This is a genomic window from Rheinheimera sp. F8, assembly GCF_001518915.1.
Genome location: NZ_CP013656.1, coordinates 467,534 through 490,231, shown reverse-complemented (window position 1 = coordinate 490,231; position 22,698 = coordinate 467,534). Strand labels below are relative to the sequence as shown.

The following is a 22,698-nucleotide window of genomic DNA, read 5'->3' as shown; positions in this document are numbered from 1 at the left end:
ATGAATATCTCAGAACAGCCACATCAACCCTTGTCGTTACAGCAACCGCAGCTGTTGGTGGTGGAAGATGACCAGAGCCAACGTCAGCTGGTTACCGAGTTATTGCAGGCGGAGGGCTATCGTGTCTGCAATGCCGACAGCGTTCCGGCAGCCATTCTGCAGTTACAGCAGCAACCGGACATAGCGCTGGTATTCAGCGACTGGAAGCTGGGTAGTCTGAGTGGCCTGGAGTTACTGGATTATTGCAAAGCGCATTATCCAACCACCGGATTTGTGATTGCGACGGCCTACGGCTCAGTCAGTCATGCGGTGGAAGCTATTCAGGCTGGTGCTGATGACTATCTGGCTAAGCCATTTAAACGACAGGAATTGTTGCTGGCGGTACGCAAAGGTCTGCGCGCCCGCAGCCTGCGTAAACAAAATCAGCAATTAAGTGCCGCGCTCAGTGAACAACAACAACTGGTGGATATCATCGGTCACGCACCTTGTATGCAGCAGTTGTTTCAGCGCATTCAGCGCATTTCCGGTACTGATGTGACAGTGCTGATCAGCGGGGAAAGTGGCACTGGTAAAGAACTGGCGGCGCGCGCGTTACATCAGTTATCACCACGCCGGCAAGGTCCATTTATTGCGCTGAACTGCGGCGCTATTCCGGAAAGTCTGGCCGAAGCCGAATTATTTGGCGCCGAAAAAGGCGCGTTTACCGGCGCGCACGCGGCGAAAGCCGGCAAGTTTGAAGCGGCAGAAGGCGGCACTTTGTTTCTCGATGAAATCGCCGAGCTCCCCCTCAGTTTACAGGCCAAACTCTTGCGGCTGTTACAACAAGGCACTGTGACCCGCCTGGGCAGTCATCAGGAAATTAAACTGAACGTGCGGATCATTGCCGCCAGTCATCAGGATTTAGCCGTGGCGGTGCGCGAAGGGCGTTTTCGCGAAGATTTGTTTTACCGGCTCAATGTAGTCCCGCTGCATATGCCGGCACTGCGTGAACGCAGCGAAGATATTCCGCGGCTGCTGGAGCATTTTCTGCAGCAACATCAGCAGCGTTATCAACAACAGGCGCCGGCGCTCAGTAAACAAGCTCTTAAGCAACTACTCGGCTACCGCTGGCCCGGCAATGTCCGCGAACTGGCCAACCGGATTGAACGTTATGTGCTGTTGCAGGATGAACAGGAACTGCTGGCGGGTTTGCAGCCAGACGCCGGCAAAGCCCCCGCCAGCGGCTTTATCCTGCCACCAGAAGGACTGGCATTTGAGACGCTGGAAAAAAGTTGTTTGCAGCAGGCGCTGCAGCGCTGTGATGGCAATAAAGCCCAGGCCGCGCGTTTGCTGCAACTACCGTACAAAGCCTTTTTATACCGGCTGGAGAAGTTTGGCTTAACCGGCGGATCCTGAATTCAGTCGTCCGTCGGAGCCAACACAGCCACAGCGCGACGCGCACGGTAACGGGCTCTGAGCTGATAAAAAACCTTGGTTAGCAAGGTTGCCAGCGTCACACCCAGTAAGTCAGCCAGAATATCCAGCAGTTCAAAGCTGCGTGATGGAAACAACAGCTGACTGCCTTCCTCCAGCAGGGCAAAGCCTAAAGTCAACACGACGCCGACATATAACCGGACTGCGCCGAATGCCAATTGCTGGGCTTTCGTAGCAAAATTCAGCAGTAAAGCCAGCGCAGCAAATAACAGCACATGACCAATTTTATCGCCATAAGGCAAAGATCCCGCCAATTGCAGAAAGTAATTCTGCCGGCCTGAATCTGCTGCCACTATGACCCAAATCAGAAAACTAAAAAACGCGACTGCAGGTAACCAACGCATATTTTCCCCTGTCATCCCGCAGTGATGCGCGATGGTCACAACAAAAACGATTTATTTTCGCATTCGGCCTAAACTTTTTTTCGTACTCACGCGACCAAAGTTCAGATTCAACATACGCAAGGATATTCATCATGGCCCAAAGTTCTGTCAATTCAGATCTGATCCAGTCACCGGGCTGGCGTCAGGCCGGCCAGGTTTTTCTGTTGTTTATCCTGGCAATGTTGTTTGCCAATGCTTTGTTGCTGTTACTGGAAAGCAGACTAGGCCTCTATAGTTACTTCGCTGCACCGCAGTTACAATTACTGACCCAACCTATTCAGTGGTTTTGTCAGGTGATGACTGAGCTTTAGCAGCTTCTACCTGATAGCCGGCTTGTTGCAGCAAAGCCAGCAGGCCGTCAGAGCCCGCTAAATGACCTAAACCCACTAACACCAGTTCCTGCTCTTTATTTCCAAACAACGCCTGAATTTGCGGTAACCAGGCCTGATTACGGCCGACAAACATTTGCTGATAAGTCTGAGCGTCTGCAACCTTCACCGGCGCTAATACCAGCTGCTCAACCTGAGTCAGATCACCGGCACGCCAGGCACGCAGTGTTTTATCCATCAAATCAGCACTTTGCTCGACATCACTGAGTGCATGTTGCAAAAACAAATCTTCCCGGCCCGTGCCTAAATCACCCAGCAACTTCAGCTGGAACTCCACCGCTTCGAGATATTTCAGCGTTTTGTTCTGCTGTAATGCCAGTGTCAGGAAATGCTGATCGACGCCCGGTGAACTGAAGCCTTGTTGTTGCAGCTCCAGTAACGTTAACTGGGTCACCAGCATGCCCGGTTTAAACTGTTCGATCTGCGGCAGCGTCAGATGATGTTTTTGTAACAGCGCCTGCAATTGCTGGCGGGTGGTTGCCGTCAGTTTGCTGCTGAGTGTTGTACCGGCCGGATACAACAGATACTGCTGCAACATAGCTGCACTGCTGCTGTCCTGCATTTTGCTGAGGTCCGTTTCTAACACCAGCACATCCGTTTGTTGATAAACAGCATTAAATTCGGCGGGTAGCGGATACTGCGCCGGCGGCAACAGATGGACGGTGCCGCCAATCCACAGCTGATCAGTGCCTTTGCTGACACGCCAGACCGAACTTTCGGCATGGGCCAGCAGACTACAGAGCAGCAGAACGCCAGTTAAAAACGGTTTATACATCGGATAGCTCCTGCTCCGGCGGCGCCGAAAAAAAGGCCAGTCTGACTGGCCTGATTGGGATTATTTTTTGATTTTCTGCGGCCGTTGCCAGCCACTGATATGCCGCTGCTTGGTTCGTGCGACAACCAACTCGTCAGCAGCAACATCGTGTGTCACTACTGAGCCAGCACCGACAGTGCTGTTTTGGCCTAGCGTCAGCGGGGCCACCAGCGAACTGTTGGAGCCGACAAAAACGCCGTCTTCAATAGTTGTCTGGAACTTGTTGGCACCGTCATAGTTACAAGTGATAGTTCCGGCACCGACATTCACTTTACTGCCGATCACCGCATCACCGAGGTATGTCAGGTGGTTGGCTTTGGAGCCTTTGCCCAGACGCGTTTTCTTCAGCTCGACGAAGTTGCCGACATGGCTGTCATCGGCCAGCACTGAATCCGGCCGGATCCGGGCAAAAGGCCCGACTGAACAATCGGCACCAATAATGGATGACTCCACCATGGAATTGGGCTTAATCTCAGTATTGTCGCCAACAGTACAGTCTTTCAGAATACAGTTGGCGCCAATCACCACGCCATTGCCCAGCACGACTTTGCCTTCAAAAATGACATTGACGTCGATCATCACGTCCGACCCTACTGTCACTTCGCCACGCACATCAATGCGCGCCGGATCACGCAGGTTTGCACCGTTCAGCATCAGCACTTCAGCCTGACGCGCCTGGTAAGCCCGTTCCAGCTGCGCCAGCTGCACGCGGTTATTCGCGCCTTCGGTTTCAATCGGATTAGCCGGATGCGCTGTCGTGATATCTACGCCTTCAGCATGTGCCATGGCGATAATATCGGTTAAATAGAATTCGCCCTGCGCGTTATTATTTTGCAGTTTACCCAGCCAGCTTTTCAGCTGTTTGCCTGGTACTGCCATGATGCCACTGTTCACTTCAGTGATTTTCAGCTGCTCAGCATTGGCATCTTTTTGTTCAACAATACCAACGACTTTACCGTTTTCGCGCACCATCCGGCCATAACCGGTTGGGTTTTGCAGATGAACAGTCAGCACGGCCAGACCATGTTCACTGCGTGCTGCCAGTAATTGCTGCAGCGTTTCTAATCGGGTCAGTGGCACATCACCGTATAACACCAGCACGACGTCTTCATCAGCCACATGCGGCAGCGCCTGTTGTACGGCATGACCGGTGCCCAGCTGCTCAGCTTGCAGCACCCAGTTTAATGGTTGCTCGCCTAAACCAGTTTTCAGCTGGTCTGCACCATAGCCATACACCAGATTAATCTGTGCCGCATTGAGCTGACGGGCGGTATCGATCACATGCTGCACCATAGGCCGCTCTGCAACTTTATGCAGTACTTTTGGTAACGCTGATTTCATCCGGGTGCCTTTACCGGCTGCCAGGATCACGACATTTAAAGCCATCTGAGCCAATCCTTTTGATATTGATACGCCATTCTAACCGAACAGCACTGAAATTACAGGGCCGGCGCAAAGTGCCGGCACAGAACCTTAATTTGCTTCTATTCATTCGCCCAGGAAGCAACAAACTCTTCGCCATATAAGGACTTGTAGTGCAGGGTGATTTTCAGTGTTTTTAGCAGTTGATCAAACTGTGCTTGCGTTAATGTACAGGGTTCATCTGCAGCACGGATCACCATTTGCCGGTCGCCGACTTTATAAAACCGCGCGACATTGCCGGCGCCAAAACACATCTTTGTATTATCAATCCCCAGTGCCGGCCAGATACCATGTGCTGTCTGTGGACGCTGACCGGCAACTTCAATGCTGACATTTGTGACCTCAGCAGGCCCCAGGCCGTTGTTATTCACCAGCAAGACCAATGCAGTACGACCATCTGCAGCCGGGTCCATATTTGCTTCGAATTCCAGGTAAGGCCGCAATGACAGCTTATTGTGCTGCTGAAAGGAATAGCCCTGCCAGACGGATGTGACCAGCGCGCATAACGCCATCACCACAGTACTGACTGCAGTCCATTTTTCCCAATGAATTGATTTGATGTTTTGTGGGTCCATTTGCGGTTCCGTTTAGCTGGCGTCAGGTAAAGTGTCCTGACTATCTGAAACCCCAGATTAACAAAGATATAAGGCAAAAAAAAAGCCACCCGAAGGTGGCTTTTTCAGCAAGAAACAACTTACTTTTTGCGCAGTTTCTGGATCAGACGCAACTGGGCAATCGCTTCGGCCAATTGGGCCGCCGCTTCTGCATAGTTGAAGTCGGCGCCGGCATGTTGCATCGCTTCCTGGGCTTTTTTCTGAGCCGCCAGCGCTGCCTGCTCGTCCAGGTCTTCAGCACGGATCGCCACATCGGCCAGCACTGTCACTGTATGCGGTTGTACTTCAAGTACGCCACCGGCTACATAGATCAGATGCTCTTCACCGAACTGTTTTACGATCCGCACCATGCCTGGCTTGATGCCAGTCAGCAGTGGAATGTGACCAGGTAAAATACCCAGCTCACCTTCGCTACCAGTAACCTGAATGGACTCAACAAGGCCGGAGAAGATACGCTCTTCAGCACTTACCACGTCCAACTGTACTGTCATCGCCATTTCGCTCTCCTAAAGCTGTAAAATTACAGCTTCTTCGCTTTTTCGATCGCTTCGTCGATAGAACCAACCATGTAGAAGGCTTGTTCTGGCATGTGATCGAACTCACCGTCCAGAATGCCTTTAAAGCCACGGATAGTATCTTTCAGTGAAACGTATTTACCTGGAGAACCAGTGAATACTTCAGCAACGAAGAATGGCTGTGACAGGAAACGCTGGATCTTACGGGCACGGAATACTGTGGTGCGGTCTGCATCTGACAGTTCGTCCATACCGAGGATCGCGATGATGTCTTTCAGCTCTTTGTAACGCTGCAGCACTGACTGCACGCCACGGGCCACTTCATAGTGTTCTTTACCGATCACCAGTGGGTCCAGCTGACGTGAAGTTGAGTCCAGTGGGTCGATCGCCGGGTAAATACCCAGAGAAGCGATGTTACGGCTCAGTACAACGGTCGCATCTAAGTGAGAGAACGTGGTCGCTGGTGACGGGTCAGTCAAGTCATCCGCAGGTACGTATACGGCCTGGATAGACGTGATAGAACCAGTTTTGGTTGAAGTGATACGCTCTTGCAGAACGCCCATCTCTTCCGCCAGCGTTGGCTGGTAACCTACTGCTGAAGGCATACGGCCTAACAGTGCAGATACTTCAGTACCGGCCAGCGTGTAACGGTAGATGTTGTCCACGAAGAACAGTACGTCACGGCCTTCGTCACGGAACTTCTCGGCCATTGTCAGACCGGTCAGTGCCACGCGCAGACGGTTTCCTGGCGGCTCGTTCATCTGGCCATAAACCAGTGAAACTTTGTCCAGAACGTTGGAGTCGTTCATTTCGTGGTAGAAGTCGTTACCTTCACGGGTACGCTCACCTACACCGGCGAATACTGAGTAGCCGCTGTGCTCGATCGCGATGTTCCGGATCAGTTCCATCATGTTAACGGTTTTACCTACACCGGCACCACCGAACAGACCTACTTTACCGCCTTTGGCGAACGGACAGACTAAGTCGATAACCTTGATACCGGTTTCTAACAGTGCGTTAGAAGCAGCCTGGTCTTCGTAGCTTGGTGCTGCACGGTGAATTGGCATACGCTCTTCTTCACCGATTGGGCCAGCTTCGTCGATTGGCTCGCCCAGTACGTTCATGATACGGCCCAGTGTGGCTTTACCCACAGGGACGTGAATAGCTTTGCCAGTGTTGGCAACTTCAGCACCACGACGCAGACCGTCTGTGGAGCCTAACGCGATGGCACGTACAGTACCGCCACCCAGCTGTTGTTGTACTTCAAGTACCAGACCAGCCAGATCGCCGCTTGTTACGTTTAACGCGTCATAGATACCAGGTACCGCATCTTGTGGAAAATCGATATCCACAACGGCGCCAATGATTTGGACTACCTTACCTTGACTCATGTTAATTCCTCTAATTTCTCAAACCTGTTAACCAAGCATTAAACAGCTGCAGCACCGCCGACGATTTCACTCAGTTCCTGCGTAATGGCTGCCTGTCGTGCCTTGTTGTAAACCAGTTTCAGTTCGTCCATCAGGCTGCCGGCGTTGTCGGTAGCGGCCTTCATTGCCACCATCCGCGCTGCCTGCTCGCTCGCTGCGTTTTCTACAACGCCCTGATAAACCTGAGACTCGATAAAACGATCCAGTAACTGATCCAGGATGACCTTCGGATCTGGCTCGTAAATGTAGTCCCAACTGTGTTTTCTGGCTGACATCTCTGCTTTTGGCAAAGGTAAGAGTTGCTCGATCACTGGCTCTTGTTTCATGGTGTTCACAAACTTGTTGTAAACCACATATAAACGATCGATCTTGCCTTCTGAATATGCATTCAGCATGACACGAACAGAACCAATGACATCAGCCAAACGTGGTGTATCGCCTGAACCCGTCTGCTGCGCCAGCACTTTGCCACCGAAGCGTTTGAAGAAGGCTGTAGCTTTGTTACCAATTACGGCAAACTCAGCTTTAACACCTTTGTCTTTCCACGCTTTGAGGTCCTGTGCCACACGCTTAAATTCGTTGGTATTCAGGCCGCCGCAAAGGCCACGGTCTGTAGATATCACAATGTAACCAACACTTTTCACTTCGCGCTCCGTTAAATACGGATGACGATATTCGATAGTGCCGTTTGCGATATTACCGATCACTTTGCGCATAGCTTCAGCGTATGGACGGCTGTGTGCGACCCGCTCCTGCGCTCTGCGCATTTTGCTGACCGCAACCTTTTCCATAGCGCTGGTGATCTTACGAGTATTGTTAATACTCCCGATCTTACTTTTTATCTCTTTTGCGCCGGCCATGACTAATCTCCGAAAATTTCAACGTATCGGGTGATGTCGCCATCACCCGCATCAGTTACCAGGTCTGAGTCGCTTTAAACTTCTCAATCGCGCCTTTGATGGTCGCTTCGATCTGGTCGTTGTAGTTACCGGATTTGTTCAGATCAGCCATGAACGCGCCGTGCTCTGCGTGCATATAAGCCAGCAGCGCCGCTTCGAAGTCCAGGATCTTGGCAACTTCTACGTCTTTCATAAAGCCTTTCTCGATGGCAAAAATCGAAACACCCATATCAGCCACGCCCATTGGCGCGTACTGCAGCTGTTTCATCAGTTCTGTCACTTTCTGACCGTGGTCCAGCTGCGCACGGGTCGCATCGTCCAGGTCTGAAGCGAACTGCGCGAACGCAGCCAGTTCTGAGTATTGTGCCAGCGCCAGACGGATACCACCGCCGAGCTTTTTGATGATCTTAGTCTGAGCAGCACCACCAACCCGCGATACCGAAATACCAGCGTTAACTGCTGGACGGATACCGGCGTTGAACAGGCCTGATTCCAGGAAGATCTGACCGTCAGTGATTGAAATCACGTTAGTCGGAACGAATGCAGACACGTCACCAGCCTGAGTTTCGATGATTGGCAATGCGGTCAAAGAACCGGTTTTGCCTTTCACTTCGCCATTGGTCAGACGCTCAACGTAGTTGTCGTTGACGCGTGATGCGCGCTCCAGCAGACGGCTGTGTAAATAGAATACGTCGCCTGGGTAAGCTTCACGACCTGGTGGACGACGTAACAGCAGAGAGATTTGACGGTAAGCAACGGCTTGTTTTGACAAGTCATCGTATACGATCAGTGCATCTTCACCGCGGTCACGGAAGTATTCACCCATGGTACAGCCAGAGTATGGCGCCAGGAATTGCAGGGCAGCAGCTTCTGAAGCAGATGCAACGACCACGATAGTGTGGGCGAGGGCATTGTGCTCTTCGAGCTTACGTACCACGTTTGCAATGGTCGATGCTTTCTGACCGATACAAACATAAATACATTTCACGCCAGTAGTTTTCTGGTTGATGATCGCGTCAATTGCCAGTGCCGTTTTACCGGTCTGACGGTCACCGATGATCAGCTCACGCTGGCCACGGCCGATAGGGATCATCGCGTCGACTGATTTGTAACCAGTTTGCAGCGGCTGATCAACCGATTGACGGTCGATAACGCCTGGAGCAATTTTCTCAACCGGTGCAAAACCAGCAGCGTCAATTGGACCTTTGCCATCGATTGGTTCACCCAGGGTGTTGACCACACGACCTAACAGACCAGGACCGACCGGAACTTCCAGAATACGGCCAGTGGCTTTTACTTTAATACCTTCGCGCAGGTCCGCATATGGACCCATCACTACTGCACCAACTGAGCTGCGCTCTAAGTTCAGTGCGATAGCGTAACGATTACCAGGAAGCTCGATCATCTCACCTTGCATACAGTCAGCCAGACCGTTGATGCGGATGATACCGTCTGTTACAGAGACGATAGTACCTTCGTTACGAGCTTCACTGACAACTGCAAACTGTTCAATACGTTGTTTGATCAGTTCTGAGATTTCAGTGGAATTCAGTTGCATGCTCTAATCCCCAATTATGACTGCAGCGCAGTGGCTAAACGGTCTAATTTACCGCGAACTGAGCCATCAATAACCATATCACCGGCTTTGATTAACATACCCCCGACAACTGCCGGGTCTACGCTACAGTTCAACTTAACTTTGCGGGCTAAACGCTTGGATAACGCCGCGATCAGTTTTTCCTGCTGGGCAGTGCTCAGTACAGTTGCCGAAACCACATCAACAGTGGCTTCTTTTTCGTACTCAGCTTTTAACACCAGATAACCGTCCAGTACGGCAGGAAGTGCCGGCAGACGCTGGTTTTCTGCCATGACCTTAATCAGGTTCTGACCGTGTGCATTCAGCTGTTCACCACAAACCTGGATGAAAAAGGCTGCCTGTGCTTCGGCAGCGCTGTTGCTTTGCAGGCGCTCGGCGACTACTGGATTTTTCGCCACTTCCGCAGCGAAAAACAGCATATCAGCCCAGGCCGCCAAAGCGTTTTGTTCGACCGCAAAGTCGAACGCCGCTTTGGCATAAGGACGAGCGACATTCGTCAGTTCAGACATGGCTCTTCCTCTTTACAGTTCTGCAACCAGTTTATCCAGGATGTCGCTGTGAGCAGCTTCATCAATTGAACGTTGAAGGATCCGCTCTGCGCCGGCAACGGCGAGGGCAGCGACCTGCTTACGCAGTTCTTCTTTCGCCCGGATGCGTTCAGCGTCGACTTCAGCTTTAGCCTGAGCCAGGATTTTTTCCCGTTCAGCCTGCGCTTTAACCGCAGCTTCTTCGATGATCTGCGCTTCGCGTTTTTTCGCCTGGTCGATGACAACAGAAGCTTGCGCCTTTGCGTCGATCAGCTGTTGTTTTGCTTTCTCTTGCGCCAACCGCAGGTCTTGTTCGGCGCGATCACTCGCGGCCAGACCATCTGCGATTTTTTGCTGACGAGTTTCAATCGCACCGATAATTGGTGGCCATACATACTTCATACAGAAGAGTACGAACACCAGGAACGCGATTAACTCACCAATGAGAGTGGCGTTAATATTCACGACCGCTTCTCCTTAAATGACATAAGTAAATGTTCTGGTTCGCGACCAATTAGATTGCGAACAGCATGTACAGCGCGATAGCAACACCGATCATTGCGATGGCGTCGATAAGACCTGCTACAACGAACATTTTACCTTGCAGGCTAGGAGCCAGCTCTGGCTGACGAGCTGCAGACTCGAGGAATTTACCGCCCAGAGTACCGAAACCGATTGCAGTGCCTAATGCACCTAAACCGATTAACAGGGCAACTGCGATGTATTTTAAACCGATAACGAGTTCCATAACGTTCTCCAAAGTTACTAATGTTAAAGTTAAAGTTAAAAAGAAATCTTTATTAATGATGTTCGTGCGCCATGCTCAAATACACCACCGTCAGGATGGTGAAAATAAACGCCTGCAGTGGGATAACCAGCAAGTGGAACACAGCCCAGACGAAGTGCATTGGCAGCTGATACAAGCCTGTCATCGCGATCAGGATGAAAATCAGCTCACCGGCGTACAGGTTACCGAATAACCGCAGTGCCAGAGACAACGGCTTGGCCAGCAAGGCAACTACTTCCAGAATGAAGTTGAACCAGTATAACCAAGGTGTGTTAAAAGGCTGGGTGGTCAGTTCTTTGATAAAACCGCCGACGCCCTTCATTTTAATTGAGTAGTAAATCATCAGGATAAACACGCCCAGCGCCAGGGCGATAGTCATGTTCAAATCTGTTGTCGGAACAGCTTTCATGTAGACGTGGTGCGGGTCATAGCCCATGGCAGCACCAATCTGTTGGGCAGTCCATGGAATGAAATCAACCGGCACTAAGTCGATCAGGTTCATCAGCAAGATCCAGACAAAAATGGTCAACGCTAAAGGCGCGATGATTGGATTTTTGCCATGAAAAGTACTTTTAACCGTGTTTTCAATGAATTCGACCACCATTTCAACGGCACATTGCCATTTGGTTGGTACACCGGCATTGGCTGTTTTTGCCACTGCGCGGAAAGAGAACAGGAAAATCAATCCCATAAAGATTGACCAGCCTAAGGTGTCGACATGAACGGTCCAAAAACCTTCGCCGACGCTCCAGTTGGTCAGGTGGTGGGTAATATAGTCTTTGCTCGTAAGCTCACCAGATGCCATCGTTAGTCCCAATTATCGTAGTTAATCAAAATCGGTAACAACGCCTGCATGATCAGGGCGAACACCAGTCCGCCAAAAAACAACCAAGGGATCATCAGAGCGTGTTTCAGCGCTGTTGCAACTAACAACGCCAACAATAAAAATTTTAGCGACTCGCCCCTGTAAACCGATTTCAGCACCAGATCAGGCTGGATGTCTGCACGGAAGCGAAACACGTACCACGTAAAAAGACTGTGCGGCACAACAACACAATAAACGCCAATCAGAACAGATTTTGCGGCCAGCTTATCCCAAGCTGCCAAACAGAGCGCCGCCAAAGCAAATCCTGCCAGCGACTGCCACAAAAACGTCTTAAAAATCAGTTTATAACGTTGTTTTGTTGTGGTTAAAGACACAATGCACCACCTGAATAAATGCAAAACAACAGTACAAAAAGCTCGCGCAAGTATACTTATCTGCCTTATTTTTGCAACCAAAAGCCGCGCCAATCCTACGAATGTCGAACTTACTGAAAGCTGACCGGTTAATTTTCAGTCTCAGAGAGGCCCAATTTATGCAAGATACCGTCTAATTCAGGCAAACTGCTGTAATTGATGACTAATTCGCCTTTGCCTTTTCGGTTGTAACTAATACTGACCGCAGCACCAAAGCGTTCACTCAATCGCAACTCTAATGCCGCTACATCCGGGTCTTTGGTCTTGTTTTCTTTCACCGGGGCAGGTTCCAGCAAACGCCGGACCAGACTTTCCGCTTCGCGCACAGTCAGCTGTTTGGCCGCTATCACCCGACCGGTATCCGGCTGCTGATCAGCCGGCAGAGCAAGAATGGCGCGGGCGTGGCCCATTTCGATATCGCCATGTTCAAGCAGCGTTTTGACTTCATCCGCCAATTGGTTCAGCCGTAACAAATTCGTCACTGTAGTTCTGGATTTACCAACTGCGTCAGCCACTTGCTGATGGGTCAGTTCAAATTCACTGAGCAGACGCTGTAACGCTACCGCTTCTTCCATCGCATTCAGATCTTCGCGCTGGATGTTTTCAATCAGCGCAATGGCGACAGCAGCTTCATCCGGCACGTCTTTGAGCATGCAAGGCACTTCAGCCAGGCCCGCCAGCTGTGATGCACGCCAGCGACGTTCACCGGCGATAATTTCATAACGGTCTGTACCGACCGGACGCACTACGATCGGCTGGATCACGCCCTGTGCGCGGATGGAACTGGCTAATTCTTCCAGTGCATCCTGCGACATGTCTTTACGCGGCTGGTATTTACCCGGTTGTAACCACTCGATCGGTAGATTCTGTAACTCTGACTGACGACTTTCAACTTGGCTTTCAGCTGCACTGACAGGTTTTCCAGTCGTTAACAAAGCATCCAGACCCCGGCCCAGGCCACGTTTTTTCAAAGACATTCGCAGGTCATTCCTTCACATCACACCGCAGGGGTGGTTTTTTGTTGTTTTTTGTCGGCACGGCGCAGAATTTCGCCGGCAAGAGCCAGATAAGCTTTGGCCCCTGTCGAGCTTTTGTCGTAATACATCACTGGCGTGCCAAAACTGGGCGCTTCAGCCAGCCGCACATTACGTGGGATCACGGCCCGGTAGACCTTCTCACCAAAGTGGCGTTTCAACTGCTCAGAGACATCATTGGCGAGGCGATTGCGCGGGTCATACATAGTCCGCAGAATACCTTCAATCTTCAGGTCGGCGTTGATCACAGCAGCCAGTTTATTGATGGTATCAACCAGTGCTGTCAGACCTTCCAGCGCGTAATATTCACACTGCATCGGCACCAGTACCGAATCAGCCGCAGCCATTGCATTGACAGTCAGCATATTCAGTGACGGCGGGCAGTCGATAAAAATAAAATCGTATTGGTCGCGGTAATTTTTCAGGGCGTTACGCAAACGCAGTTCGCGGGCGAAAACATCGAGTAAGCGGACTTCGGCTGCAGTTACATCCGAATTGCCGGCGATCAGGTGATAGCCGCCCGCGGTATCCTTTACTACGACTTCCGGCAATGGTTTTTCCTCAACCAGCAGCTCGTAGGCTGTGGCGTGGACTTCGTATTTGTCGACCCCGCTGCCCATCGTCGCGTTGCCCTGTGGGTCTAAATCAATCAACAGGACTCTGCGTTTGGTCGCGGCCATAGATGCCGCCAGATTGACCGCGGTTGTGGTTTTGCCCACACCACCTTTCTGATTGGCTATCGCGATGATTTTTCCCACAAAGATCCCTAGTCCGTATTCAGACTGCTGTTTTTTCCAGCACCAGCAGATAACGTTGGCCGACCAACTCTGGCACTGTCAGTTCGACATTGCCGACAACTTTAACAAAATCGGGCAAAGCTGCAATTTCTTCCTGCGCCTGCGCACCTTTCATGGCGAGAAACTGGCCAGAAGACGCTGGCAGATGCTGGCACCAGTGCAACATATCACCTAACGAAGCAAATGCACGGCTGATTACGCTGTCATAAAGTTCATGATGATCTTCAACCCGGCTTTGCACCGGCTGGATATTGGTCAGGCCCAGCTGCAGTTTGACCTGATTGAGGAAACGAATGCGTTTTCCCAGGCTATCCAGTAAGGTAAATTCTTTATCCGGGCAACAAATCGCCAGCGGCACGCCAGGCAAACCCGGCCCGGTGCCGACGTCAATGATTCGATCGCCGTGCAAGTATGGCGCAACTGCCAGACTGTCCATGATGTGTTTGACCAGCATTTCGTTCGGATCACGCACTGAAGTCAGATTGTAGGCGCTGTTCCATTTATCCAGTAACTGGACGTACTGCACCAGTTGTTGTAACTGCAGATCCGATAGTTGCAGTTCGGTTTGTGCAACCAGTTTTTTCAATTTTTCAAGCATGTAGCGTCCTGACTCAGGCTGATTTACGTAACAGGCCCTGTTTTTTCAGATAGACCAACAACAACGAAATCGCCGCTGGCGTAATACCGGAGATCCGTGACGCCTGACCCATAGTTTCAGGTTGTGCCTGGTTTAGTTTCAGCACCACTTCGTTGGACAACCCTTTTACCACTGAATAATCAAAACCAGCTGGCAAGCGCGTGCTTTCATTGCGTTCCTGCTTAGCGATTTCGTCTTGTTGCCGGTTGATATAACCTTCGTATTTGATTTGGATCTCGACTTGTTCCGCCGCGTCCTGCAGCAGTAAGCCAGGACCGACGCCTTCGATCTGCATCAGATCTTTATAGGTCACTTCGGGCCGGCGGATCAGATCCTCCAGACTTGCTTCACGGCTTAAAGGCATTTTCAGCAAGGTATTCACCTGAGCAAGCGAGGCATGCTGCGGGTGGATCCAGCTCTGTTTCAGGCGCTGACGCTCCAGTTCAATCTGTTCGATTTTTTCGTTAAACATGGCCCAGCGCACATCATCAACCAGACCCAGCTCACGGCCTTTGCTGGTCAAGCGCAGATCGGCGTTGTCTTCACGCAGCATCAAACGGTATTCAGCCCGGCTGGTAAACATCCGGTAGGGTTCTTTGGTGCCTAAAGTCGTCAGATCGTCAACCAGAACGCCGACATAAGCCTGATCTCTGCTTGGTACAAAAGCGTCTTGTTCTTTCACCAGCAAAGCTGCATTGAGGCCTGCCAGCAAACCTTGTGCGCCAGCTTCTTCATAGCCAGTTGTACCGTTGATCTGACCAGCAAAAAACAAGCCTTTGATGTATTTAGTTTCCAGTGATTTTTTCAGATCCCGCGGATCAAAGAAGTCATATTCAATGGCATAACCTGGTCGGGTGATATGTGCGTTCTCTAATCCTGGGATCGAGTGAACCAGCGCAAGCTGTACATCAAAAGGTAAGCTGGTTGAAATGCCGTTTGGATAGAGCTCATGGGTAGTTAACCCCTCAGGTTCAATAAAGATCTGATGTTTGTCTTTGTCCGCAAACCGATTGATTTTGTCTTCGATCGATGGGCAATAGCGTGGACCGACGCCTTCAATCACGCCGGTATACATCGGCGAACGATCCAGACCACCACGAATGATGTCATGGGTCTGTTCGTTCGTATACGTGATGTAACAGGGAACCTGACGCGGGTGATCGCTTTGTTTGCCGATAAACGACATCACTGGCAGTGGCATGTCGCCTGGTTGCGGCTGCATTTTGCTGAAATCCACGCTGCGCGCGTCGATACGGGGTGGTGTACCAGTTTTTAGCCGACCAACCCGGAACGGTAGTTCACGTAAACGACGGGCCAATGCCACCGATGGTGGATCACCGGCACGACCACCGCTGTAATTTTGCAAACCAATATGGATCTGACCTGCGAGGAAAGTTCCGACCGTCAGCACGACTGCTTTTGCACGGAACTTTAATCCCATCTGCGTTACTGCACCAACAACCTGATCATTCTCTACGATTAGATCATCACAGGCTTGTTGAAAGATCTGCAGGTTAGGCTGGTTTTCCAGGATTGAACGGATCGCGGCGCGATACAGCTGCCGATCTGCCTGAGCACGTGTCGCACGTACTGCAGGGCCTTTAGAGCTATTCAGTGTGCGAAATTGGATCCCGGCATGATCTGTTGCAACGGCCATGGCGCCACCCAGAGCGTCGATCTCTTTGACCAAATGCCCTTTGCCGATCCCACCGATCGCGGGGTTACAAGACATCATGCCCAGCGTTTCAACGTTGTGGGTTAACAACAAGGTTTGCATTCCCATACGGGCAGCTGCTAAAGCAGCTTCAGTGCCGGCATGTCCGCCACCGACCACAATCACATCGTAACTTTGTTGAAACAACATATCTGCCTCATCGCCTTTGCAACAGCATAAAAAAGGGCACGCATTGTACCTCAGATCCTCAGTGAAACGGAATGTTTTAAACGAGTTCCGGATCCTATGTGATCCATATATATAAAGAAGATCTTTAAAGAGATCTTTCTTATTATTCTTACTACTATAGAGGCTGTTTCTGGTTGATAAGCCATTTTTCCCTCTTAGGATCAGGATCTTACAAAGGATCTAAGCTGTGATCTGATCCGGATCTGCATCGGATCAACCTGTGATCAAATAGCCTATTTATCCACAGGGTCAAATGCGAATAATTCCATCAAGAGGATAACATCAGCTTATACACTGGGTTATTCATGTTTTATCCACATGTGTGATCAAGTTGGGATCTGTCTGTGGACAACCATGTATAGTTGGATCGGGTTTTTATCAGCGATTTATCAGAAGATTATTAAGTAAATAGATTACCAAACCCAGATGATTAGTTTTGTTGGTTTTAGCAGCCAACGTACCACCGTTAGATATCCAGTTTCTGGACAGTGACTTGTGTATTTATGGGGGACTTCGGTCCCCCTTTTTTTAGCCAAAAGATCGGGCTGAAGAATCTCAGTCAATGAGTGGTGCAGACAATTTTGAAATGAATTGTGGCAACCAGGCCAAAGCCAGGTCCTCCGGTAAATCAGCTTGTTGTGCGTCAATTTGCAGGCTCAGATCTAAATTTCTAGCCGAATTTTTTTTCAGTAATTCCGCTATTTTGCTGCCGGCCAGACAAAAAGTATCGTAGCTGGAGTCACCTAAAGTGATCACGGCATAAGAAACTGTGGTAAGATCTGTTTGATCTTGTGCTAATTGATCCGCAAAGGGTTGGATGTTATCGGGCAGATCACCCGCACCATAGGTCGAGGTGATCACTAACCAGGTTGAGCTTCTGGTCAGTTGTTCTAATACGGGCGTCAGATGTAATCTGACAGGAAATCCCGCTTGTACCAGTGTTTCAGCCACTTGTTCTGCTGTGTATTCAGCAGCGCCCATTTGGCTGCCCACGAGGATCTCAATCATCTGTACGTCTCTGGTCAGTTAAATGATTGGCTATACTACTGGAATTTGTGCCTGTTGAGCATCGCTCACAACAGGCGCCGGGTATTTTTACTGCAATGCAGGCTCAGTAAAACTACAATAGCACATACCTTTGAAGCGCCTGCGTGTTATTGAGGTTAATACAACATATGTCCGAGTCCCTGACTTTTTCCCAGCTTGATCTGCCAGAACCATTACTGCGCGCGGTCACAGAATTGGGTTACGAAACACCGTCTCCTATCCAGGCGGCCGCAATCCCAAAACTGTTAGCTGGTGAGGACTTATTAGGCCAGGCACAAACCGGTACCGGTAAAACTGCCGCCTTTGCATTGCCATTACTGGCCCGGCTTGATCCCGCACAGAACGAGCCGCAAATCCTGGTGCTGGCACCTACGCGCGAGTTGGCGATCCAGGTTGCAGAAGCGTTTCAGGCCTATGCCCGCTTTATGCCTGCATTCCATGTGCTGCCTTTATACGGTGGCCAAAGCTACACCAACCAGCTGAAATCATTAAAACGCGGATCGCAAGTCATTGTAGGTACGCCGGGTCGTATTCTTGATCACTTGGATCGCGGTACGTTAAAGCTGGATAAGCTGCGCGCCATCGTATTGGACGAAGCCGATGAAATGCTGCGGATGGGTTTTATCGATGACGTACAAACTATCATGGATGCCACGCCAGCAGGCCGTCAGGTTGCAATGTTCTCTGCAACTATGCCGTCGCAAATCCGCGCCATCGCACAGAAGCATCTGAAAAATGCTCATGAAATTAAAATTGAATCTAAAACCAGTACCGTTGAGCGGATCACTCAACGTTATGTGATGCTGGACGGGAATCAAAAGCTTGATGCGTTAACTCGGGTACTGGAAGGCGAAGAATATGATGCCAGCATCATTTTCGTCCGGACCAAAAGTGCTACAGAGGAAATTGCCGAAAAATTAGGTGCTCGCGGTTATGCAGTCGCTTGCCTCAATGGCGATATGAACCAGGCCAACCGCGAACAAACTATTCGCCGCTTAAAAGCCAGCCAGATCGATGTGATTGTTGCAACTGATGTTGCTGCACGCGGTCTGGACGTTGAACGGATCAGCTTAGTTATTAACTACGACATTCCGTACGACAGTGAAGCTTATGTCCACCGTATCGGCCGGACCGGTCGTGCTGGTCGCGAAGGCAAGGCGATTCTGTTTGTGTCACCACGTGAACGTCGTCTGCTGCGTACTATTGAACTTGCTACCCGTCAGCCGATTGAAAAAATGTCGCTGCCAACAGGCGAAGTGATTGAACAGCGCCGGATCGAATCGTTCCGCGAATTGCTGGCCAACACTATTGAAGCGAAAAACCTGAGCTTCTTCCAGGATCTGATCAATGATTGGCGTGAAAAACTGGAAACGACTGATGCTGATTTAGCTGCTGCGCTGTTGTTTATGGCACAAAAAGGTCAGCCGTTAAATGTGGCTGGTCAGTTCCCTGAGATCCGTGAACCACATGCACGTGGCGAACGTCCTGAACGTGGGGATCGTCCGGCGCGTACAGGCGACCGTCCTGAGCGTTCTGGTGATCGTCCCGAGCGTGGTCCACGTCCACCACGTCGTGAACTGCAAGGTAACTATATCAACTACCGGATCGAAGTTGGTAAAGAGCACGGCGTTCGTGCCGGTGATATCGTAGGTGCTATTGCCAATGAAGCTAATATTGACAGCCAGTTCATCGGTAACATCAAGCTGTTTGATCATTTCTCAACAGTAGAATTGCCGGGCGATATGCCAACTGAAGTCTTCCAGCATCTGAAGAAAGTCTATGTGCGGAAACAAAAACTGAACATCAGTGTGGATTCTGGTGGTCCAGGTTCAGAGCGTGGCGAACGTCCGGAACGTTATCAACGCAGCGGTGCTGATCGTGCCGAACGCAGCGAGCGTCCAGATCGCGCTGCTCCGGCTGCAGGCACAGGCCCACGGCCAGGTGCTGCACCGAAAAAACCACGGACCCGCGAAGGCTCATAAGTCTAACTGGTTTGGTTGGTAATCCGAGACCCCGCTTTTGCGGGGTTTTGTTTTTTTGGATCCTCGTGTTGTCCCTTGATGTTCAGCTGATAATCCCCAGATCATCACAAAGTTTAAGAGGATCCCATCATGATTGTCGCCTGTCCCCATTGTGCCGGCCTAAACCGTTTACCAGCCAGCCGGCTCGATCAAGCTCCGGTGTGTGGTAAATGCAGACAAAGTTTGTTTACTGGCAGTCCCGTCGACATCACCACAGAGAATTTTGCTAATCTGGTACAAAAATCAGATCTGCCGGTGGTACTGGATTTCTGGGCGGCCTGGTGTGGACCCTGCCAGAGTTTTGCCCCGACTTTTGCACAGGCTGCACGGGAACTGGAACCTGGTTTTCGCTTTGGTAAAATCAATACCGAAACCGAACAGCAATTGGCGGCGCAGTTTCAGATCCGTTCGATCCCAACACTGCTGCTGGTGCATAAAGGGCAGGTGATTGCACAGCAATCCGGCGCGTTACCAAAAGCCCAGTTTTATCAGTGGCTGCAACAACAAAGCACCCGCTTATCCCAGCCTGACTAGGCAGGATCAGCGACTGCTGAGAGAACAACGGCTGCGAATAAGTTTCAGACTCAGGAGAGATTGATGAAAAACATGCTGTTATCCGTTTTGCTTGCAGCTGCTTTACCGTTGTCTGCGCTGGATCTAACCAGCCCGGATCTGCGTGAAGGGCATTTCCTCAGCAAAACTTTTGAATTTAACGGCTTTGGTTGTAACGGCGCCAACAAATCACCGGGACTGCAGTGGTCTGATTTACCGGCCGGTACCAAAAGTATTGCGGTGACCGTCTATGATCCGGATGCGCCGACGGGTTCGGGTTGGTGGCATTGGCTGGTAGCGGACATCCCTGCGACAGAGAAAGGCTTGGTGCAGGGCGCAGGTTCTACTGGCGGTAAGTTACCGGGTGGCAGTCGTAGTTTTATCAACGACTTTGGCACCCATGATTTTGGTGGGGCTTGCCCGCCAGTCGGTCATGGTATGCACAGATATCAGTTCACTGTCTGGGCGCTGCCGGTAGAAAAACTGCAAGTCCCGGACAACGCCAACGCCGCAGTGGTAGGTTATACACTCAATGCCAGCGCGCTGGCGAAAAAAACGCTGACCGCGACTTATGCCCGTTAGATCTGGTGTCCGGGTATAAATACTACAGGCTTGCTGTTCCCGCATTGCCACGCATACTGAGTTGCAGCTCTTGATAAACAGAGGTGAAAGATGAGTAATGCTAAGTTCAGTCTGACCAGCCCGGATATTCAGGAAGGTCATTTCATGGCAAAAACTTTTGAATTCAATGGTTTTGGTTGTGACGGTCCTAATTTGTCGCCGGCGCTACACTGGCATAATGCGCCTGCTGGTACTCAGAGTTTTGCCATTACAGTATATGATCCGGATGCACCAACAGGTTCCGGCTTCTGGCATTGGCTGGTGTTAGATATCCCTGTAGACGTCAACGGACTGGCTCGTGGTGCCGGCAATGGCGCTTTACCAGCTGGTTGCCGTTCCTTTAATAATGACTATGGTATCAAGGAATTTGGCGGCGCATGTCCACCAGAAGGCCATGGCATGCATCGTTATCAGTTTACGGTCTGGGCATTGCCGACGGCCGCATTAGGCGTTCCTGATGGTGCCAGCGCTGCGGTAGTTGGTTTTATGCTGAACGCCAGTGCACTGGCAAAATCGACATTAACAGCGACCTACGCCCGCTAAGGGATTCATGCTTAAAAGGCCAGCATCATAGCCGCAATGCAGATCAGTTAAGAGTACTTGACCGATCCTGGCAGTGTAGGAAAATCCGGAACCCGTCATAGGTTCCGGATTTTTTTATGCCGTTAATTCAGGATTTAACCGAAGTCATTGAGATGTCCGGGGAGCCCGTCGCCCGGATGGAAGTATTTGCCAACCATATTCCAGATGAATGGGTCCGTATCGCCGCGGCCTTATCCGACAAGGTCACTATCCGCCGCAGGCGATTGCCCGCTGATATGGTGTTGTGGCTGGTGGTCGGTATGGCTTTTTTTCGCAATGAACCTATCTCAGAAGTCGCCCGTCATCTGAATATCTGTGCTGATGGTCTTGCCAACGATGTGCTCCTGGCTGACAGTGCGCTGTCGCAAGCCCGTCAGCGGCTTGGCGAACAACCGGTTGAATGGTTATTCCGTCAATGTGCGCAAGTCTGGGGTCATGAGCGTTATCCTGCTGATACATGGCATGGTCTGCAGGTATTTGCCGTCGATGGTGCTCTGTTCAGAACGCAGGATAATCCTGAGCTCAGAGGCCATTTTGGTTCGGGTAACACCGCTACCAACCGTCAGACGCCTTATCCGATGTTGCGTCTGGTGGCGCTGATGAATGTGCGCTCGCATGTGGTGGTCAACGCAGCCATCAGTCCTTATCGCAAAGGCGAAATCCCGTTGGCCCGCGATTTCATTCAATCCTTGCCGGCGCACTCCGTGACGTTACTGGATAAAGGTTTCTTCAGTGCGGACTTGCTGCTGGGCATTGCCGATGAAGAAACTAACCGGCACTGGCTTATCCCCGAGCGTAAAGGGCTGGTGTATACCGAAGTCGAACGCTATGGCGATGGCGACCGCTTGTTGCAGATGAAAATCTCCCCACAGGCGCGTAAAAAGAACCCGGCATTGCCGGAGTTCTGGCAAGTCAGGGCTGTGACCTATGAAATTGCAGATGGCGAGAAAACAGTCTTCACCTCATTACCTGCGACAGAGTTCACGGCACACCAGGTGGCGACGCTCTACCATGAGCGCTGGGAAATAGAATTAGGCTTTCGGGATATTAAAAGCTCGATGCAACACAATACCATCACGCTTCGCAGCAAAAAGGTGGCGTTGGTGTATCAGGAATTATGGGGACTCTTGCTGGGATACAATCTGGTCCGAAGAGAAGCCAGTCAGGCAGCAGTCGCGCACAAACGAGCCCCTGATGAAGTCAGCTTTAAGTTTGCCTGTCAGTTTATAGCCAACAAACTGGCGATGATGGCAGGCGCTATCTCACCATCGCACACGGCAAGAAGACTGTCAGAGCTGCGCGGTTGTATCGGCAATCTGTTTATAGAAAAACGCCCCAGGCCAGCAAGGCCCAGGGCGGTGAAGATATCCAAAACCCGTTATCCGGTAAACCGCAATGCGGCTCCACTTAAGTGA

Annotated in this window: 25 protein-coding genes; 7 read left to right on the top strand and 18 right to left on the bottom strand. The window is 50.9% G+C overall.

The features are described from left to right. A complete protein-coding gene (locus tag ATY27_RS02340; protein ID WP_208932556.1) occupies positions 1-1,395 on the top strand; it encodes a sigma-54 dependent transcriptional regulator in 1,395 nt (464 codons plus the stop codon). A 2-nt stretch (positions 1,396-1,397) separates the two neighbouring features. Here ATY27_RS02340 and ATY27_RS02335 read toward each other — a convergent pair whose 3' ends face one another. Continuing rightward, a complete protein-coding gene (locus ATY27_RS02335) occupies positions 1,398-1,817 on the bottom strand; it encodes a VanZ family protein (protein WP_208932555.1) in 420 nt (139 codons plus the stop codon). Between the two features lie 131 nt (positions 1,818-1,948). Here ATY27_RS02335 and ATY27_RS02330 point away from each other — a divergent pair, with 131 nt between their 5' ends. Next, entirely contained in the window at positions 1,949-2,167 is a 219-nt protein-coding gene (locus tag ATY27_RS02330) for a hypothetical protein (RefSeq protein ID WP_208932554.1), read from the top strand. On the opposite strand, the gene ATY27_RS02325 is transcribed toward ATY27_RS02330, so the two are convergent. From ATY27_RS02325 to mioC, 17 genes are all read right to left on the bottom strand, one after another. Continuing rightward, a complete protein-coding gene (locus ATY27_RS02325; RefSeq protein ID WP_208932553.1) occupies positions 2,130-3,020 on the bottom strand; it encodes a TraB/GumN family protein in 891 nt (296 codons plus the stop codon). The two genes, ATY27_RS02330 and ATY27_RS02325, sit on opposite strands and share 38 nt — an antisense overlap. Before the next feature lie 60 nt (positions 3,021-3,080). Continuing rightward, positions 3,081-4,445, bottom strand: coding sequence for a bifunctional UDP-N-acetylglucosamine diphosphorylase/glucosamine-1-phosphate N-acetyltransferase GlmU (gene glmU / locus ATY27_RS02320; protein ID WP_208932552.1), 1,365 nt, complete (start codon positions 4,443-4,445; stop codon positions 3,081-3,083). A 98-nt stretch (positions 4,446-4,543) separates the two neighbouring features. Next, the gene (locus tag ATY27_RS02315; RefSeq protein WP_208932551.1) at positions 4,544-5,056 is read right to left on the bottom strand and encodes a hypothetical protein; all 513 of its coding nucleotides are present in this window, start codon (positions 5,054-5,056) and stop codon (positions 4,544-4,546) included. Positions 5,057-5,175: 119 nt separating this feature from the next. Next, entirely contained in the window at positions 5,176-5,592 is a 417-nt protein-coding gene (locus tag ATY27_RS02310) for a F0F1 ATP synthase subunit epsilon (protein ID WP_208932550.1), read from the bottom strand. A gap of 23 nt (positions 5,593-5,615) precedes the next feature. Next, positions 5,616-7,001: a F0F1 ATP synthase subunit beta gene (atpD, locus tag ATY27_RS02305; protein ID WP_208932549.1), complete on the bottom strand. Its 1,386-nt coding sequence runs from the start codon at positions 6,999-7,001 to the stop codon at positions 5,616-5,618. 38 nt (positions 7,002-7,039) lie between these two features. Then, complete coding sequence (gene atpG / locus ATY27_RS02300) at positions 7,040-7,900, bottom strand: F0F1 ATP synthase subunit gamma (RefSeq protein WP_208932548.1); 861 nt, start codon at positions 7,898-7,900, stop codon at positions 7,040-7,042. Between the two features lie 55 nt (positions 7,901-7,955). Next, positions 7,956-9,497, bottom strand: a complete 1,542-nt coding sequence (gene atpA, locus ATY27_RS02295; RefSeq protein ID WP_208932547.1) for a F0F1 ATP synthase subunit alpha — start codon at positions 9,495-9,497, stop codon at positions 7,956-7,958. A gap of 14 nt (positions 9,498-9,511) precedes the next feature. Then, positions 9,512-10,045, bottom strand: coding sequence for a F0F1 ATP synthase subunit delta (gene atpH / locus ATY27_RS02290; RefSeq protein WP_208932546.1), 534 nt, complete (start codon positions 10,043-10,045; stop codon positions 9,512-9,514). A 12-nt stretch (positions 10,046-10,057) separates the two neighbouring features. Continuing rightward, complete coding sequence (gene atpF, locus ATY27_RS02285) at positions 10,058-10,528, bottom strand: F0F1 ATP synthase subunit B (RefSeq protein ID WP_208932545.1); 471 nt, start codon at positions 10,526-10,528, stop codon at positions 10,058-10,060. 49 nt (positions 10,529-10,577) lie between these two features. Continuing rightward, on the bottom strand, positions 10,578-10,811 hold the full coding sequence (gene atpE / locus ATY27_RS02280) for a F0F1 ATP synthase subunit C (RefSeq protein WP_208932544.1): 234 nt from the start codon (positions 10,809-10,811) through the stop codon (positions 10,578-10,580). A 52-nt stretch (positions 10,812-10,863) separates the two neighbouring features. Then, a complete protein-coding gene (atpB, locus tag ATY27_RS02275; RefSeq protein ID WP_208932543.1) occupies positions 10,864-11,655 on the bottom strand; it encodes a F0F1 ATP synthase subunit A in 792 nt (263 codons plus the stop codon). 2 nt (positions 11,656-11,657) lie between these two features. Further along, positions 11,658-12,131 (bottom strand): ATP synthase subunit I, encoded by a 474-nt coding sequence (locus ATY27_RS02270; RefSeq protein WP_208932542.1) that lies wholly within the window; start codon positions 12,129-12,131, stop codon positions 11,658-11,660. A gap of 47 nt (positions 12,132-12,178) precedes the next feature. After that, on the bottom strand, positions 12,179-13,066 hold the full coding sequence (locus tag ATY27_RS02265; RefSeq protein WP_208932541.1) for a ParB/RepB/Spo0J family partition protein: 888 nt from the start codon (positions 13,064-13,066) through the stop codon (positions 12,179-12,181). Between the two features lie 20 nt (positions 13,067-13,086). Next, on the bottom strand, positions 13,087-13,881 hold the full coding sequence (locus ATY27_RS02260; RefSeq protein ID WP_208932540.1) for a ParA family protein: 795 nt from the start codon (positions 13,879-13,881) through the stop codon (positions 13,087-13,089). 19 nt (positions 13,882-13,900) lie between these two features. Then, positions 13,901-14,518 carry a 16S rRNA (guanine(527)-N(7))-methyltransferase RsmG gene (gene rsmG / locus ATY27_RS02255; protein WP_208932539.1) on the bottom strand — a complete coding sequence of 206 codons (618 nt, stop codon included), beginning with the start codon at positions 14,516-14,518 and terminating at the stop codon, positions 13,901-13,903. Between the two features lie 13 nt (positions 14,519-14,531). Beyond that, positions 14,532-16,421, bottom strand: a complete 1,890-nt coding sequence (gene mnmG, locus ATY27_RS02250; protein ID WP_208932538.1) for a tRNA uridine-5-carboxymethylaminomethyl(34) synthesis enzyme MnmG — start codon at positions 16,419-16,421, stop codon at positions 14,532-14,534. 594 nt (positions 16,422-17,015) lie between these two features. Continuing rightward, entirely contained in the window at positions 17,016-17,468 is a 453-nt protein-coding gene (mioC, locus tag ATY27_RS02245) for an FMN-binding protein MioC (RefSeq protein ID WP_208932537.1), read from the bottom strand. Positions 17,469-17,635: 167 nt separating this feature from the next. Between mioC and ATY27_RS02240 the strand changes: the two genes are divergently transcribed. The 5 genes from ATY27_RS02240 to ATY27_RS02220 all read left to right on the top strand — a co-directional run bounded on the left by ATY27_RS02240 (position 17,636) and on the right by ATY27_RS02220 (position 22,698). Continuing rightward, entirely contained in the window at positions 17,636-19,489 is a 1,854-nt protein-coding gene (locus ATY27_RS02240) for a DEAD/DEAH box helicase (protein WP_208932536.1), read from the top strand. A 129-nt stretch (positions 19,490-19,618) separates the two neighbouring features. Beyond that, on the top strand, positions 19,619-20,062 hold the full coding sequence (trxC, locus tag ATY27_RS02235) for a thioredoxin TrxC (RefSeq protein WP_208932535.1): 444 nt from the start codon (positions 19,619-19,621) through the stop codon (positions 20,060-20,062). A gap of 63 nt (positions 20,063-20,125) precedes the next feature. After that, entirely contained in the window at positions 20,126-20,662 is a 537-nt protein-coding gene (locus ATY27_RS02230) for a YbhB/YbcL family Raf kinase inhibitor-like protein (RefSeq protein ID WP_208932534.1), read from the top strand. Positions 20,663-20,752: 90 nt separating this feature from the next. After that, positions 20,753-21,244: a YbhB/YbcL family Raf kinase inhibitor-like protein gene (locus ATY27_RS02225; RefSeq protein ID WP_208932533.1), complete on the top strand. Its 492-nt coding sequence runs from the start codon at positions 20,753-20,755 to the stop codon at positions 21,242-21,244. A 116-nt stretch (positions 21,245-21,360) separates the two neighbouring features. Continuing rightward, positions 21,361-22,698, top strand: a complete 1,338-nt coding sequence (locus ATY27_RS02220; RefSeq protein ID WP_208931129.1) for an IS4 family transposase — start codon at positions 21,361-21,363, stop codon at positions 22,696-22,698.